Consider the following 14,521-nt stretch of genomic DNA (forward strand, 5'->3'; position numbering starts at 1 on the left):
ACGGTGCGGCCGCTGGCAGTTCCAGCGTGGCTTGCACCGTTTTTGCATGAAAGAGGCTGTTATGGCGTCCCGGTTCGTGGACCGTGCGGTGATCCACCTGACCGCAGGTGACGGTGGGAACGGCTGCGCCTCGGTGCACCGCGAGAAGTTCAAGCCCCTCGGCGGCCCGGACGGCGGCAACGGCGGCAACGGCGGTGACGTCCTGCTGGTCGTCGACCCGAACGTGCACACCCTGCTCGACTTCCACTTCCGCCCGCACGCCAAGGCCGGCAGCGGCAAGATGGGCCAGGGCAGCAACCGCGCGGGCGCGGCGGGGGAGACGCTGGTGATGAAGGTGCCGTCCGGCACCGTCGTGTTCACCGAAGACGGCGAGATGGTCGCCGACCTGATCGGCCCCGGCACCACGTTCGTCGCCGCCCAGGGCGGCCGCGGCGGGCTCGGCAACGCCGCGCTTTCGTCGAAGGCCCGCAAGGCGCCCGGGTTCGCGCTGCTGGGTGAGCCCGGCGAGACCCGCAACCTCGTGCTGGAACTGCGGTCGGTCGCCGACGTCGGCCTGCTGGGGTTCCCGTCCGCCGGCAAGTCGTCGCTGATCTCGGTGCTGTCCGCGGCCAAGCCGAAGATCGCCGACTACCCGTTCACCACGCTGGTGCCGAACCTCGGCGTCATCACCGGTGGCGACACGGTGTTCACGATGGCCGACGTGCCCGGCCTCATCCCCGGCGCGTCCGAGGGCAAGGGCCTGGGCCTGGACTTCCTCCGCCACATCGAGCGCTGTGCGGTGCTGGTGCACGTCGTCGACTGCGCGACGCTGGAGCCGGGCCGCGACCCGGTGTCCGATGTGGACGCTCTGGAGGCGGAGCTCGCGAAGTACACGCCGAGTCTCGGCGGCAAGCTCGAAGAGCGTCCGCGGGTGGTCGTGCTCAACAAGATCGACGTCCCGGAGGCCGCCGAGCTCGCCGAGTTCGTCCGGCCGGACTTCGAAGCCCGCGGCCTCAAGGTGTTCGCCGTCTCGACGGCGTCCCGCAAGGGCCTGCGGGAGCTGACCTTCGCGCTCGCGGCGATCGTCGAGCAGAACCGCGAGGCGGAGCCGGTCCTGGAGCCGGAGAAGATCGTGCTGCGGCCGCTGGCCGTCGACGACTCCGGGTTCACCGTCGAGGTCGACCCCGAGGAAGAGGGCGCGTTCATCGTGCGCGGCGCTCGCCCCGAGCGGTGGATCCGCCAGACCGACTTCGGCAACGACGAGGCCGTCGGCTACCTCGCCGACCGGCTCAACCGGCTCGGCGTCGAGGATCAGCTGGCGAAGCTCGGCGCGCGGCCCGGCAGCCCCGTCACGGTCGGCGACGTCCAGTTCGAATGGGAGCCGTCGACGCCGAGCGTCGCGATGCACATGTCCGGGCGCGGCACCGACGTCCGGCTGGAGCGCAACGACCGGATCGGCGCCACCGAGCGCAAGGAAGCCCGCCGCATCCGGCGGGCGGGCTCGGACGAGTTCGAGGACGACCTGGACGTCGAGGAGTGAGCGGCACCCGCGAAGCCATCGCTGCCGCGCGACGGCTGGTGGTCAAGGTCGGCTCGTCGGCGCTGACCAGCGCGGGCAGCGGGCTCGACGCGGCCCGGCTGGACGCGCTGGTCGACGCGATCGCCGAGCGCGTCGCCCGGGAAACGCAAATCGTGCTGGTGTCGTCGGGTGCGATCGGGGCCGGCCTGGCCCCGCTCTCGCTGGGCAAGCGGCCGCGTGACCTCGCCACGCAGCAGGCGGCGGCGAGCGTCGGGCAGCTGGCGCTGGCGCACGCGTACGCGGAGTCGTTCGGGCGGTACTCGCTGACGGTCGGGCAGGTGCTGCTCACCTCCGACGACGTCGTCCGCCGTTCGCACTACCGCAACGCGCAGCGGACGTTTTCGCGGCTGCTGGCGCTCGGCGCGGTCCCGGTCGTCAACGAGAACGACACGGTGGCGACCGAGGAAATCCGCTTCGGCGACAACGATCGCCTGGCGGCCCTGGTCGCCCACCTGATCGGCGCCGACGCGCTGATCCTGCTGTCCGATGTGGACGGCCTGTACGACGGCGACCCCCGCGGCGGCGCGACCCGCAAGCTGACGGAGGTTCTCTCCGAGTCCGATGTGGACGGAATCTCGGTCGGCATGTCCAGCTCCGGCCTGGGCACGGGCGGCATGGTCTCCAAGCTCGCGGCGGCCCGCACGGCGGCGGGAGCGGGCATCCCGGTGCTGCTGGCGGCGGCTTCGGAAGCCTCGGCGGCGTTGACTTCCGCTTCCCCGGGAACCGCCTTCGCCCCGGCGGACACGCGCCTGTCGGCCCGCAGGTTCTGGCTGGGCTACGCGGCGGACACCACGGGCAAGCTCCGCCTCGACGACGGCGCGGTGACGGCGGTGGTCCGCCGCCGCCGATCCCTCCTGGCCGCGGGCATCACGGGCGTGGACGGCGAATTCCAGGCGGGCGACGTGGTCGACCTGGTGGACGCCAAGGACCGCCCGGTCGCCCGCGGAGTGGTCGCCTTCGACGCGACGGAACTCCCGGACCTGATCGGCCGCTCAACCCCGGAACTCCCGGCCGAGCAACGCCGCGAGGTCGTCCACGCCGACGACCTCGTCCCCCTCCGCCGCTGACCCCACCCGTGTCGACCCGCCAATCACGCGTGTCGACCCGCCAATCACGCGTGATGCCCCTTCAATCACACAAGATTCCCTTTTCGTCACGCGCGGAGCCTCAACCCAGCGAGACCAGGCGGGCTCCGCCGTCGGCTTCCAGAACCGTGCCGGTCAGGTTCCGGTTCGTGGCCGCCAGCGTCACCACCTCCGCGACGTCGTCCGCCGTCGCGACGCGGCGCACCGGGATCGAAGCCGCCGTCTGCGCGAAGAATCCGTCCCGCATCTCCTCCGGGAAGCCGCTCCACCACGCCGTGTCGACCACTCCCGGCGACACCGCGTTCACCCGCCTCGGCGCCAGCTCGACCGCCAGCGGCTTGACCAGCGCTTCGATCGCCGCGTTCAGCGCACCGATCCCGGCCGTGCCGGCCATCGCCGCCCGGGCCGTGATCGCGCTGAGCAGCGTGATCGAACCGTCCGTCGCCAGGTGCGGCAGGACGGCCTGGATCGTCGCCAGGTGCGCCCAGAACTTCGCGTCGAACGCCCGCCGGAGCACGGCGAGGTCCAGCGCATCGATCGGCCCCATGCCTTCGGTGCCGGACAGGCTCACCACCAGCACGCCGACCGTCCCGAGTGACGCGGCCAGCGCGGCCATTGCCGGGGTGTCGCCGCCGTCGGCCTGGTGTCCGGTCAGCTCCGGGTCGCTCGATGCGACGTCATCGAGACGTTCTTTGCCGCGCCCGGTGACGTGGACGTCGTACCCCCGCTGCTGGAGCCGTCGCGCGGTCGCCAGGCCGATGCCCGAAGTGCCGCCGGCCACGAGAGCGATGCTCATGCTTGTTCCTCATTTCGAACCGGTACGTCTCGTTTCGAAATGGACGCTACCATCGGATCCCATGACCGACCAGTCCCGCCCCGGCCGCAAGCGCAGCGAACAGAGCCGGCTGGCGATCCTCGCCGCGACGCTCGAACTGGTCGCGGAGGCCGGCTACGGCGCACTGACCATCGAAGGCATCGCCGCGCGCTCGGGCGTCGGCAAGCAGACGATCTACCGCTGGTGGCCGTCGAAGGCCGACGTCCTGCTGGACGCGCTCGCGACGAAGGCGGACCTGCAGATCCCGGTCCCCGACCAGGGCTCCTTCCGCGCCGACCTGGCCCGGTTCCTGGGCAGCACCTTCGAGCTGGGCGGGAAGTCCCCGGTCGCGGACACGCTCCGGGCGCTGATGGCCCAGGCCCAGATCGATCCGGAATTCGGCAAGCGCTTCCGCGAAGACTTCCTGTTCCGCCGCCGTGACGCGCTCGGCACGCTCGTCGACCGCGCCCGCGAGCGCGGTGAACTCCCGGCCGGCGTCCGGCCCGGCACGGTGCTCGACGTCGTGTTCGGGACGCTCTGGTACCGGCTGCTCGCGACGCGGGAGCCGGTCGACCGGGGTCTGGCAGACGAACTAGTGGCGCTGCTGGCGGATCACGGCGCCTCGACCGCCGAGATCCGGTAGCGCGCCACCGAGGCGTCGAGGATCTGCGCCGCCTGCTCGGCAGACGGCCCGGAGCCGCGGAAGCGCTCCAGGTCTTCGTCGGACTCCCAGCGCTCGTAGACCGTGATCCGGCCGGGGTCGAGCAGGTCGGCACCCAGCGCGTATTCGAGGCAGCCCGGCGCCTCCCGCGCGAGACGGACGGCTTCGGCACACCCCGCCAGGTAGTCCTCACGCTCTTCGGGAGCGACGGCGAGCCAGCCGGCGATGATGATCACGACGTGATCCGATCCGCCTTGATCGTGAGCAGCAGCCGCGTCTGGTCGCGGCCACCCCACCACGGGTACGGGCCGCCGAGGTAGCGCTGCGACAGCTTCTCGATGTGCTCCACCGCGCCGTCTTCGGTCGTGTCGATGACCTGCCCGCGGATCGCGAAGTAGCGCGACGGCCGGGCGCGGTCGGCAACGTTGAGCGCCACCCGCGGGTCACGTGCGATGTTGCGCTGCTTCTGGTGACCCAGCACGGTGTTGACGAGGACGTGCGTCCCGTCGGTGTCCACCCAGGTCTGGGTGAGCTGCGGCGAGCCGTCGGGCATCAGCGTCGACAGGAAGCAGAGGCTGGGCTCGCGCAGCAGAGCGAGCAGATCGCCGGGTAGTTCCACAGTGGTCTCCCGCTAGAGCCGGTCGGGCGCTTCGATGCCGAGCAGGGAAAGCCCGAGCGCGAGTGTGTGCGACGTCAGCGTAGTCAATCTCAGCCGAGACGCGCGCAGCGACGGTGAAGACGCCTTCAGAACGGGACATTCCTCGAAGAACCGCGAGAAAGCGACAGCGGTCTCGTACAGGTACGTACAGAGCTTGTGCGGCGCGTAGCCGCTTGTCGCCGCCTTCAGTGCTTCGCCGAACCGGAGCAGCTTCACCGCCAACGCACGTTCCGCCGGCGCCTCGAGCAGGACGTCGTCGCCCTCCGGCAGGCCGTCCGACTTCCGCAGGATCGACTGCGTCCGCGCGTGCGCGTACTGGAGGTACACCGACGTGTTGCCCTCCTTGGCCAGCATCCGGTCCCAGGCGAAGACGTAGTCGCGCTCGCGGTCGCCGGACAGGTCCGCGTACTTGACCGCGCCGATGCCGACCGCCCGGGCGACTTCGGCCTGCCCCGCCGCGTCGAGCTCACTGCGTTCGGCGACGACCGCGGCGGCCTGCGTCACGGCTTCGGTGAGCAGGTCCGCCAGCTTGACGGTCTCGCCGGCCCGGGTCCGCATGGCCCTGCCGTCCGTGCCCAGCACCGTGCCGAAGCCGACGTGCTCGGCGTCCCCCGTCAGCCAGCCCGCGGCGCGGCAGGTGGCGAACAGCATCGCGAAGTGCTGCGCCTGCGGCGTCCCGACGACGTAGAGCAGGTCGGTGGCGCCGCGTTCGGCCGTCCAGTACCGGACGGTCGCCAGGTCCGTGGCGGCGTACCCGTAACCGCCGTCGCGCTTGCGGACGATCAGGGGCAGCCGGTCGCCTTCGCGGTTGCGGAACCCGGCCGGGAACACGCAGACCGCGCCGTCGCTGACTTCGGTGAGACCGGCTTCTTCGAGGTCGTCGACGACCGTGGCGAGGTACGGGTTGTAGAAGCTCTCGCCGTGGATGTCCTGGTCCGTGAGGGAGATCCCGAGCAGCGCGTACACCTCGTTGAAGTGCCGTGTCGATTCGTCGACGAGCTCCTGCCAGACGGCGAGAGTCTCTTCGCCGCCGCTCTGCAGCTTGACCACGCGGATGCGCGCCCGCGTCGCGAACGCCTCGTCGCTGTCGAACTTCCGGCGCGCTTCGCGGTAGAAGGCGTCGAGGTCGGCGATCGCGCGTTGCCCGGCGGAGACGTCGAGGAGGTGCTCGATGAGCATGCCGAACGGCGTGCCCCAGTCGCCGAGGTGGTTGTGCGGCAGCACTTCGTGCCCGGCGAAGCGCAGCAGGCGGGCGAGCGCGTCGCCGATCACGGACGAGCGCAGGTGCCCGACGTGCATTTCCTTCGCCACGTTCGGGCTGCTGTAGTCGAGCGCGATCCGCCGGGGCGTTGCGGTTTCCGGCACGCCGAGCCGCGGATCGCCGAGCAGCGCGCCGGTGCGTGTTGCAAGCCATTTGGTGCGTAGCCTGAAATTCAGGAACCCCGGCCCGGCGACTTCCGGCGGATCGGCGATCCCGTCGAGCTCCAGCGCTCCGGCGATGAGCCCGGCGACTTCGCGTGGCGGACGACCGAGCTGCTTGCCCAAGCTCATCGCGAGGTTGGCCTGGTAGTCGACGCCGTCGCGCGGTGACGCCTGGACCAGCGCCTGTTCCGGCGTCAGTTCGACGTCCAGCGCCCGGCCGGCGGCGGTCACCACGCGGCGGGCCAGCTCCTCGGTAACGTCGGCGGTCTGCACGGTGTCCCTCCTTCGGCTCGGTCACGGAAGCCCGCAGCGTAACGAGCGTGACCGGCCGATGACGAAGGGTTTACCGCAGCTCAGTGCCCTTCGTCTCGGGAAGCGTGAGGATCACGGCGAACGCGATCGCGGCGCCCACGGCGACGTACCAGAAGTAGAGCGTCTGGGACACGGTGCCGAACAGGGTGATGAGCAGGGGAGCGGTGCCGCCGAAGATCGCGACGGTCAGGTTGTACCAGGCCCCGATGCCCAGCCCGCGCAGTTCGGTGGGGAACAGCTCGCTCATGATGGCCGGCGCGATCGACGTCATCGCCGTGTACAGCCCGAGCCCGACGCAGAACACCACGAGCAGCCCGCCGACGCCCGGACCGATCAAAGTGGACAGCGGCACGACGACGACCGCGGTCGCCCCGGACCAGACGAGCAGCTGCGGCTTCCGCCCGGCCCGGTCGGCGAGGGCGCCCATCGGATACTGCAACGCGATGAACAGCGCCGTGCCGACCGACAGCGCGAGGAAGACCGCGTCGGCGTCCGCGTGCCGGTTCTTCACCGCGAACGACGTCAGCGCGCTGAAGAACGTGTAGTAACAAAGCGTCGAAAGCATCGTGAAGCCGACGAGCCTGCCCACGGCCTTGGGGTGGTGGGTCAGCGTGGTCAGCAGCGGCCGCTCGAGCTTGCGCGCCTTGGCCTTCGTCTGCTCGAACAGCTCGGTCTCGGCGAGGCTCCGGCGCAGCCACAGCCCGACCAGGCCGAAGACACCGCCCAGCAGGAACGGCAGCCGCCAGCCCCAGGACACGAGCTGCGCCTTGTCCAGCGTCCGGGCCAGGACGAACCCGAGCACGGTCGCGATCAGCACGGCCGACCCGGTCGAGATGTAGAAGAACGCCGAGTACCGGCCGCGACGCTCCGGCGGCGCGATCTCGCCCAGGTAGGCCGACGCGTTCGACACCTCACCGCCGAGCGACAGCCCCTGCGCGACGCGGGCGAGCAGCAGCAGGATCGGCGCGAGCCAGCCGACCTGCGAGAACGTCGGCAGCAGCCCGATCGCCACCGACCCGCCCGCCATGAGCAGGATGGTGAGGATCATGGCCGGCTTGCGGCCGCGAGTGTCCGCGAAGCGCCCGAGCAGGACTCCGCCCAGCGGCCGGAAGAAGAACGCGAGCGCGTAGGTGGCGAACGTGTTGATCAGGGCCAGGGTGTCGTTCCCGGCGGGGAAGAACGCGCTGGCGAAGTAGATGCTGAACGTCGCGTAGATCGTCCAGTCGAACCACTCGAGCGCGTTGCCGGCGCTCGCGGCGAACAGCTTGCGCACCGGCAGCCGGTGGCGCCGCGACACCTGGACGGCGGATTCGGTCATGGCGGCCTCCCATGTCACCCGAAGGTGGAACGGGACTTTGCCACATTCATTCGCAGTGCGAAAGATCCCCACCACTCGCCGACCCCGAACCGACCCTCTGGGTACGCGAGCCGACCCTTCCGGTACGCAAGCCGACTCTCCAGGTACATGTCCTCCCTCGTCCCCTCCCCCTCAGGCCGTGCTGGCCAACGCGAACGGCAGCACCGCGGGCGCCCCGGCCCGCCGCAGCAGCCGCGCGGCGAGCGTCATCGTCCAGCCGGTGTCGATGACGTCGTCCACCAGCAGGACCGGCCCGGACGGCAGGACCGCCGCGAGGTCCGCGGGCATGCTCATCCGCCGCCACAGATCGGCCAGCCGCTGCGCGCTGTTCGCCTGGCGCGGCGGCGGTCCCTCGGCGTCGAGCGCGCCGAGGAAGTCGAGCTTGCCGATCTCGGCCAGCCGGGTCGCGAGGCTGTACACCAGCTGCGGCCGCGTGGACGACGGCACCGCGACGACCGCCACCGGCCGTTGCGCCCATTGCCACCCGGCGAGCACCTGCACGCACGCCTTGAACACCGAGTCCGGTACCTCGGCGTCCGTCGCCTGCGGCCCGACGAGCTCCCGCAGCCGGTTGCCCCAGCCGACGTCGGTGAGCCGCCCGAGCACCTGGCCCGGCTCGGCCTGGTCGTCGGCGGAGATCCGGCCGGAGACCGGGACGTCCAAAGAGGACATGCCGGTGGGCCACTGCTTCCGCGGCGCGACCTCGACGCCGGGCCGCTGCAGGCGTTCCCGGGTCGCGTTGACGACGTCGTCGGCCACCGACGTGTCCCAGTGCTGCCCGGTGCAGTTGTCGCACCGCCCGCACGGCGTCGCCTCGGGGTCGTCGAGCTGGCGGCGCAGGTACTCCATCCGGCAACCGTCGGTCGCGAGGTAGCCGAGCATCGCCGCCTGCTCGCGCTCCCGGGCTTCCGCGACCCGCTTGTACCGCCCGCGGTCGTACTGCCAGTCCTCGCCCGTGCTCGTCCAGCCGCCCTTCACGCGCCGGACCGCGCCGTCGACGTCCAGCACCTTGAGCACCATTTCCAGCCGGGACCGGGAAAGCTCGACCGACGGCTCGAGCGCCGCCGTCGACAGTGGACGGTCGGCGTAGGAGAGCGTGTTCAGCACCTGGGTCACCCGCAGCTCGTCGGGGAAGGCCAGCGACCCGAAGTACGCCCAGATCGCCTTGTCCTCCTCGCCGGGCAGCAGCACGACCTCGGCGCGCTCCACGCCACGCCCGGCGCGGCCGACCTGCTGGTAGTACGCGATCGGCGACGACGGCGCCCCGAGGTGCACGACGAACCCGAGGTCCGGCTTGTCGAACCCCATGCCCAGCGCGGACGTCGCGACCAGGGCCTTGACGCGGTTGCCGAGCAGGTCGTCCTCGGCCGCCTGCCGGTCGGCCGGGTCGGTCTTGCCGGTGTAGGCCGCCACCGGGTAGCCGCGGTCCTTCAGCAGCGAAGCGACGTCGTGCGCCGCCGCGACGGTCAGCGTGTAGATGATCCCGGACCCGGGCAGCTCGGCCAGGTGCTCCGCGAGCCAGGCCAGCCGCGCCTGCGACGTCGGCAGCCGGCACACCGACAGCCGCAGGCTTTCCCGGTCGAGGCTGCCGCGCAGCACCAGCGTGTCCGCGCCGGTGCCGAGGCCCAGCTGCTCGGCGACGTCGGTGACCACGCGGTCGTTCGCGGTCGCCGTCGTCGCCAGCACCGGCACGCCGTCCGGGAGGTCGCCCAGGAGGGTGCGCAGCCGCCGGTAGTCGGGCCGGAAGTCGTGGCCCCAGTCCGAAATGCAGTGTGCTTCGTCGACCACCAGCAGGCCGGTGCTCGCGGTCAGCTTCGGCAGGACGTTGTCGCGGAAGTCCGGGTTGTTCAGCCGTTCGGGGCTGACCAGCAGCACGTCCACCTCGCCGGCCGCGACGGCCGCCTGGACCTGGTCCCACTCCTGCGCGTTCGCGGAGTTCATCGTCGCCGCGTGGATCCCGGCCCGCGCCGCCGCCGAGATCTGGTTGCGCATCAGCGCCAGCAGCGGCGAGACGATGACCGTCGGCCCGCTGCCTTGCTCGCGCAGCAACGCCGTGGCCAGGAAGTACACCGCCGACTTGCCCCACCCGGTGCGCTGCACGACCAGCGCGCGGCGCCGCTGCGCGACCAAGGCCTCGATGGCCGTCCATTGGTCTTCGCGCAGCTTCGCCGCATCGCCGGCCAGTGCCCGGAGGAGGGTCTCGGCGCGGTCGCGGAGGGCTGGGGTGGTGCTGGTCGTGTCCACGTCCCCACGTCTACCCCATGACACCGACAGATCGGGAATCGGCGGCGTCGCGAACGGACCGTTCGCGACGAATACGGGCCGTAATGTGATCCGAATCACACGTTCTGCCCGGTCGGGCGAGGTGGCGAAGAGCACCCGGCCGCACGGCGCCCGGCCTTATAGGCTCTTCGCTCATGTCACCACGGCGGATCGGGGTCATGGGCGGCACCTTCGACCCCGTGCACCACGGCCACCTCGTCGCAGCCAGCGAGGTCCAGTCCCGGTTCGGGCTCGACGAGGTGATCTTCGTCCCCACCGGGCAGCCGTGGCAGAAGACCGATCGCGAAGTGACCAGGGCCGAGGACCGCTACCTGATGACCGTGATCGCGACGGCGTCCAACCCGGTCTTTTCGGTCAGTCGCGTGGACATCGACCGCGGTGGTCAGACCTACACCGTCGACACCCTGCGCGACCTGCACGCCGAATACCCCGGCGACGAGCTCTTCTTCATCACCGGCGCCGACGCGCTCGAACAGATCCTGACCTGGCACAAGGCCGACGAGCTGTTCGACTTCGCGCACTTCATCGGCGTCACGCGGCCCGGCTACCGGCTCAACTCCCACCACCTGCCCAGCGGCAAGGTGAGCCTGGTCGAGGTCACCGCGATGGCCATTTCGTCCACCGGCTGCCGCGATCGGGTCGAGCGCGGGGAGCCGGTCTGGTACCTCGTTCCCGACGGCGTCGTCCGCTACATCGCCAAGAAGGACCTGTACCGGAAGAGCGACTGAAGCACTGTCGGTCCCTGCGGGTACCCTTCTCGGGCGAACCCGATCTGGAAAAGGAGCACCGTGGCAGCCACGTCCGAGGCTCGAGAGCTGGCCGTAGCGGCCGCCCACGCGGCGGCGGACAAGAAGGCCAGCGACGTCGTCGTGCTGGACGTGTCCGAGCAGCTCGTCATCACCGACGCCTTCGTCATCGCCTCCGCGTCCAACGAGCGCCTGGTCGGCGCGATCGTGGACAACGTCGAGGAAAAACTGCGCGAGAGCGGCCACAAGCCGGTCCGCCGTGAAGGCGCCCGCGAAGGGCGCTGGGTGCTGCTCGACTACGTGGACGTCGTCGTGCACGTCCAGCACGTCGAAGAGCGCACCTTCTACGGCCTCGAGCGGCTCTGGAAGGACTGCCCGCGCATCGAGGTGGCCGGTCTCGAGGAGTCACCCGCCGACGAGGACCCGGACGTCCCGTGAGCCCGCGGCGGCTGGTGCTCTGGCGTCACGGCGAGACGGACTACAACGCCGCCGGGCGGATGCAGGGTCACCTCGACTCCGCGCTGACCCCGCGCGGCTGGAACCAGGCCCGGTTCGCGGCGCCCGCACTGGCCCGCTTTGCCCCGGACCTCGTCATCGCCTCCGACCTGCGCCGGGCCACCGACACCGCCACCGTGCTCACCGACGCCATCGGCGTCCCGCTGCGGATCGACAAGCGGCTGCGCGAGACGCACCTGGGCGAATGGCAGGGGCTCACCGGCGAGGAGGTCGACAAGGCCTACCCCGGTGAACGCGACCGCTGGCGCACCGACGCGACCTGGGCCCCGCCGGGCGGCGAGAGCCGCGTCGACGTCGCCGACCGTGCCGGCGAAGTCGTCACGGACCTGCAGCAGGCCAATTCCGACGCGGGTGACACCGTGCTGCTGGCCGCGCACGGCGGCCTGATCATCGCGCTGACCGCCCGGCTGCTTGACCTGCCGGTCGTGACCTGGCCGTCGCTCGGCGGGATCTCGAACTGCCACTGGGTCGAGCTGGGCCGCCGCGACGGGAAGTGGCGGCTGCACGCCTACAACGCGGGGATGCACGGCTAGCCGATGGGGCCGCGCCTGCTGGTGTTCGGCGATTCGCTGAGCTTTCACGGTCCTGAAGGACCTTGCGCCGCGGACGAACCGCGGCTGTGGCCCAACCTGGCCACCGCTGCGTTGGGGGGCACCGCCGACCTGGTCGCCGGCATCGGCTGGAACGCCCGGGACGCCTGGTGGTCGCTGACCGGCGACCCGCGGGTCTGGGCCGACCTGCACCACGTCGACGCGGTCGTGTTCGCGATCGGCAGCATGGACACGCTGCCCTCGCCGTTGCCGACCTACCTGCGCACCGGGCTGCGGTACCTGCGGCCCGACCCCGTGCGGCGCGTCGTGCGCAAGGCCTACCTCGCCGCGCAGCCGCGGCTGGCGGTGGCGCTGCGCGGCCGGCCCACGGTGCTGCCGGCCAAGCTCACCGTGCAGTACCTCGACACGGCCGTGGGCGCCTTACGCGTCCTGCGGCCCGAGCTGCCGATCTTCGGCTGGCTGCCGTCGGTCCACCGCGCGGCGGCCTACGGCGGCGTGCACACCGCGCGCCCGGCCGCGGCGGCGGCGATGGCGGCCTGGAGCTCGCGAGCGGGAGTTCCGTTGCTGGACCTCGAAGCCGTCGTCGGGGAGCACGTGCTGAGCGGCGCGGGCAATCCGGACGGCATGCACTGGGGCTGGCCGGGGCACGCCGCGGTGGGCGCGGCGATGTCCGTGTTGATGGCGCCGGTGCTGGCACCCGGCCACGTAGGCTGACGGCGTGTCGGTCGCCGTAGTCACGGATTCCACCGCCCACCTGCCGGAGGGCTTCGCCGAACGGCACGAGGTCCGGGTGGTGCCCCTGCACGTCCTGGTCGACGGCGTGGTTTCCCTCGACGGCGTCGAGACCGGACCGGCGGCCGTCGCGGAGGCGATGAAGCAGCGGAAGATCGTCACGACGTCGCGGCCGACGCCCACCGAGTTCGTCAAGGAGTACCAGGCGGCGTTCGCCGACGGCGCGGACGCGATCGTGTCGGTGCACCTGTCGCGCGAGCTGTCGGGCACCTGGGAAGCGGCGGTGCTCGCGGCGCAGGAGGTGGGCCCGGACCGGGTCCGCGTCGTCGACTCGCGGACCACCGCGATGGGGCTCGGGTTCGCCGCGCTGCACGCCGCTTCGGCCGCCTCCACCGGTGCTTCGGCGGCCGCCGTCGAGGCCGCCGCGGTGACGGCGGCCGGCTGTTCGTCGACGTTGTTCGTCGTGGAAACCCTGGACCACCTGCGCCGCGGCGGCCGCATCGGCCCGGCGGCGGCGCTGCTGGGCACGGCGCTGGCGGTGAAGCCGGTGCTGCACATGTCCGAAGGCCGGATCCTGCCGCTGGAGAAGGTCCGCACGATGAACCGGGCGATCGCGCGCCTGGTCGAGCTCGCGGCCCAGGCGGCGGCCGAGGACGACGTCGAGCTCGCCGTCCACCACCTGGCGTCACCGGAGCGGGCCGTCGAGCTGGCGAACCGGCTCGAGGAGGCCGTGCCGCGCTCGGCGGGTTGCGTGGTTTCCGAGCTGGGGGCGGTGATCGGGGCGCACACGGGTCCCGGGGTGCTGGGGGTCGTCGTCCAGCGGACGGTCCTGCCCCGAAGCTAGCGGCCCATACCACCGGGCAACGACGGAAACGCCTGCTCCGGGGCTCGGCGCCGGAAATCCATCCACAACACCCCGGTTGTCCACAGGACGCGCCGCCACCCCTGTCGGACACCTCCCCGCGGGCCCTAACGTCGATCGTGTGTTCGAGCAGACCGCCCGGGATCCGGGCTCTCCCGTCAACGACCGGCTCTCCTGGCTGGCCGACCAGCTCTCGCCCGATGCGAGCACGGTCGGCCCGGGCGGCCGGCTGGTCCGGCGCTGGCTACCGGCCGCACCGGCCGGCACCGGCCGCCGCCGGTGGGCACTGGCCGGCGTCCTCGCAGCGGTGGTGATGATCGTCCTCGGCGCGGTCGCACTCGTGGGCGGCGGTCCACCGCCCGAGCCACCGCCCGCGCTGCCCACCGCAAAACCGGCGGCGGAGGCACGCGCCGCGCCGCCGGCGGGCCTGGTGATCAGCGTGATCGGCCGCGTCCGGACGCCGGGCCTGGTCACGGTCCCGCAAGGCGCCCGGGTGGCGGACGTCCTGCGAGCGGCCGGCGGCCCCGAGCCGGGAGCGGAAATAGGCGCACTGAACCTGGCCCGCAAGGTAACGGACGGCGAGCAGCTGGCGGTCGGCATCCCAGCCCCACCCCCAGCTCCCGACACCCCGGCGGCGGCCGCCGCAAAGCTCGACCTCAACACGGCAACGGCGGACCAGCTGGACACCCTCCCCGGAGTCGGCGAGGTGATGGCCAAGCGCATCGTCCAGTGGCGCACCGACCACGGCGGCTTCACAAAGGTCGAGCAACTCCGCGATGTCGACGGCATAGGGGAAAGCAAGTTCCAGAAATTGCGGGAGAAGGTGACGGTCGGATGACCACCTTCCCGTGGCCGCCATCCGGCTGGTCCGGGCGGCGTGGGCGAGGGCAGGTCCGTTCGTCCCGGACGGAGTGGCGATCGGCCGAGGTTTGCCGACGGTGGCTGCCCCGCTCGCTGCGATCGA

At 71.6% G+C, this 14,521-nt stretch carries 15 protein-coding genes; 9 read left to right on the top strand and 6 right to left on the bottom strand.

Translation table 11 applies throughout. The features are described from left to right. Positions 1–61 precede the first annotated feature (61 nt). Positions 62–1,519 carry a GTPase ObgE gene (gene obgE, locus C2L58_RS43415; protein ID WP_103343432.1) on the top strand — a complete coding sequence of 486 codons (1,458 nt, stop codon included), beginning with the start codon at positions 62–64 and terminating at the stop codon, positions 1,517–1,519. Further along, positions 1,516–2,625 carry a glutamate 5-kinase gene (gene proB / locus C2L58_RS43420; protein ID WP_013228477.1) on the top strand — a complete coding sequence of 370 codons (1,110 nt, stop codon included), beginning with the start codon at positions 1,516–1,518 and terminating at the stop codon, positions 2,623–2,625. The genes obgE and proB overlap by 4 nt, the downstream gene beginning before the upstream one ends. 100 nt (positions 2,626–2,725) lie before the next feature. Here proB and C2L58_RS43425 read toward each other — a convergent pair whose 3' ends face one another. Then, the gene (locus tag C2L58_RS43425; protein WP_103343433.1) at positions 2,726–3,439 is read right to left on the bottom strand and encodes an SDR family oxidoreductase; all 714 of its coding nucleotides are present in this window, start codon (positions 3,437–3,439) and stop codon (positions 2,726–2,728) included. A 61-nt stretch (positions 3,440–3,500) separates the two neighbouring features. On the opposite strand from C2L58_RS43425, the gene C2L58_RS43430 reads away from it, so the two are divergent. Further along, the gene (locus tag C2L58_RS43430) at positions 3,501–4,100 is read left to right on the top strand and encodes a TetR/AcrR family transcriptional regulator (protein WP_103343434.1); all 600 of its coding nucleotides are present in this window, start codon (positions 3,501–3,503) and stop codon (positions 4,098–4,100) included. On the opposite strand, the gene C2L58_RS43435 is transcribed toward C2L58_RS43430, so the two are convergent. From C2L58_RS43435 to C2L58_RS43455, 5 genes are all read right to left on the bottom strand, one after another. Next, entirely contained in the window at positions 4,070–4,354 is a 285-nt protein-coding gene (locus C2L58_RS43435) for a putative quinol monooxygenase (RefSeq protein ID WP_103343435.1), read from the bottom strand. The genes C2L58_RS43430 and C2L58_RS43435 overlap by 31 nt on opposite strands. Further along, positions 4,351–4,737, bottom strand: a complete 387-nt coding sequence (locus C2L58_RS43440) for a PPOX class F420-dependent oxidoreductase (protein WP_103343436.1) — start codon at positions 4,735–4,737, stop codon at positions 4,351–4,353. The genes C2L58_RS43435 and C2L58_RS43440 overlap by 4 nt, the downstream gene beginning before the upstream one ends. Positions 4,738–4,749: 12 nt before the next feature. Then, positions 4,750–6,471, bottom strand: a complete 1,722-nt coding sequence (gene argS, locus C2L58_RS43445) for an arginine--tRNA ligase (RefSeq protein ID WP_103343437.1) — start codon at positions 6,469–6,471, stop codon at positions 4,750–4,752. Between the two features lie 70 nt (positions 6,472–6,541). Further along, a complete protein-coding gene (locus tag C2L58_RS43450; protein WP_103343438.1) occupies positions 6,542–7,828 on the bottom strand; it encodes an MFS transporter in 1,287 nt (428 codons plus the stop codon). Positions 7,829–7,999: 171 nt separating this feature from the next. After that, complete coding sequence (locus C2L58_RS43455; RefSeq protein ID WP_103343439.1) at positions 8,000–10,111, bottom strand: RecQ family ATP-dependent DNA helicase; 2,112 nt, start codon at positions 10,109–10,111, stop codon at positions 8,000–8,002. Between the two features lie 197 nt (positions 10,112–10,308). On the opposite strand from C2L58_RS43455, the gene nadD reads away from it, so the two are divergent. From nadD to C2L58_RS43485, 6 genes are all read left to right on the top strand, one after another. Then, entirely contained in the window at positions 10,309–10,878 is a 570-nt protein-coding gene (gene nadD / locus C2L58_RS43460; protein ID WP_233226260.1) for a nicotinate-nucleotide adenylyltransferase, read from the top strand. A 60-nt stretch (positions 10,879–10,938) separates the two neighbouring features. Then, positions 10,939–11,334 carry a ribosome silencing factor gene (gene rsfS, locus C2L58_RS43465; RefSeq protein WP_103343441.1) on the top strand — a complete coding sequence of 132 codons (396 nt, stop codon included), beginning with the start codon at positions 10,939–10,941 and terminating at the stop codon, positions 11,332–11,334. Then, positions 11,331–11,945, top strand: coding sequence for a histidine phosphatase family protein (locus C2L58_RS43470; RefSeq protein ID WP_103343442.1), 615 nt, complete (start codon positions 11,331–11,333; stop codon positions 11,943–11,945). Before rsfS ends, C2L58_RS43470 begins: the two co-directional genes overlap by 4 nt. A gap of 3 nt (positions 11,946–11,948) precedes the next feature. After that, the gene (gene octT / locus C2L58_RS43475) at positions 11,949–12,677 is read left to right on the top strand and encodes a diglucosylglycerate octanoyltransferase (RefSeq protein ID WP_103343443.1); all 729 of its coding nucleotides are present in this window, start codon (positions 11,949–11,951) and stop codon (positions 12,675–12,677) included. 4 nt (positions 12,678–12,681) lie between these two features. Beyond that, positions 12,682–13,539: a DegV family protein gene (locus C2L58_RS43480; protein WP_103343444.1), complete on the top strand. Its 858-nt coding sequence runs from the start codon at positions 12,682–12,684 to the stop codon at positions 13,537–13,539. Positions 13,540–13,678: 139 nt separating this feature from the next. Next, complete coding sequence (locus C2L58_RS43485; RefSeq protein WP_103343445.1) at positions 13,679–14,395, top strand: ComEA family DNA-binding protein; 717 nt, start codon at positions 13,679–13,681, stop codon at positions 14,393–14,395. Positions 14,396–14,521 lie beyond the last annotated feature (126 nt).

This window comes from Amycolatopsis sp. CA-126428, from assembly GCF_002904335.1.
In the GTDB taxonomy this organism is placed as follows: Bacteria; Actinomycetota; Actinomycetes; order Mycobacteriales; family Pseudonocardiaceae; genus Amycolatopsis.

Coding starts and splice junctions, on each gene's coding strand:
- obgE (WP_103343432.1), top strand. CDS start 62: ATGGCGTCCCGGTTCGTGGACCGTGCGGTGATCCACCTGACCGCAGGT.
- C2L58_RS43425 (WP_103343433.1), bottom strand. CDS start 3,439: ATGAGCATCGCTCTCGTGGCCGGCGGCACTTCGGGCATCGGCCTGGCG.
- C2L58_RS43430 (WP_103343434.1), top strand. CDS start 3,501: ATGACCGACCAGTCCCGCCCCGGCCGCAAGCGCAGCGAACAGAGCCGG.
- C2L58_RS43450 (WP_103343438.1), bottom strand. CDS start 7,828: ATGACCGAATCCGCCGTCCAGGTGTCGCGGCGCCACCGGCTGCCGGTG.
- nadD (WP_233226260.1), top strand. CDS start 10,309: ATGGGCGGCACCTTCGACCCCGTGCACCACGGCCACCTCGTCGCAGCC.
- octT (WP_103343443.1), top strand. CDS start 11,949: ATGGGGCCGCGCCTGCTGGTGTTCGGCGATTCGCTGAGCTTTCACGGT.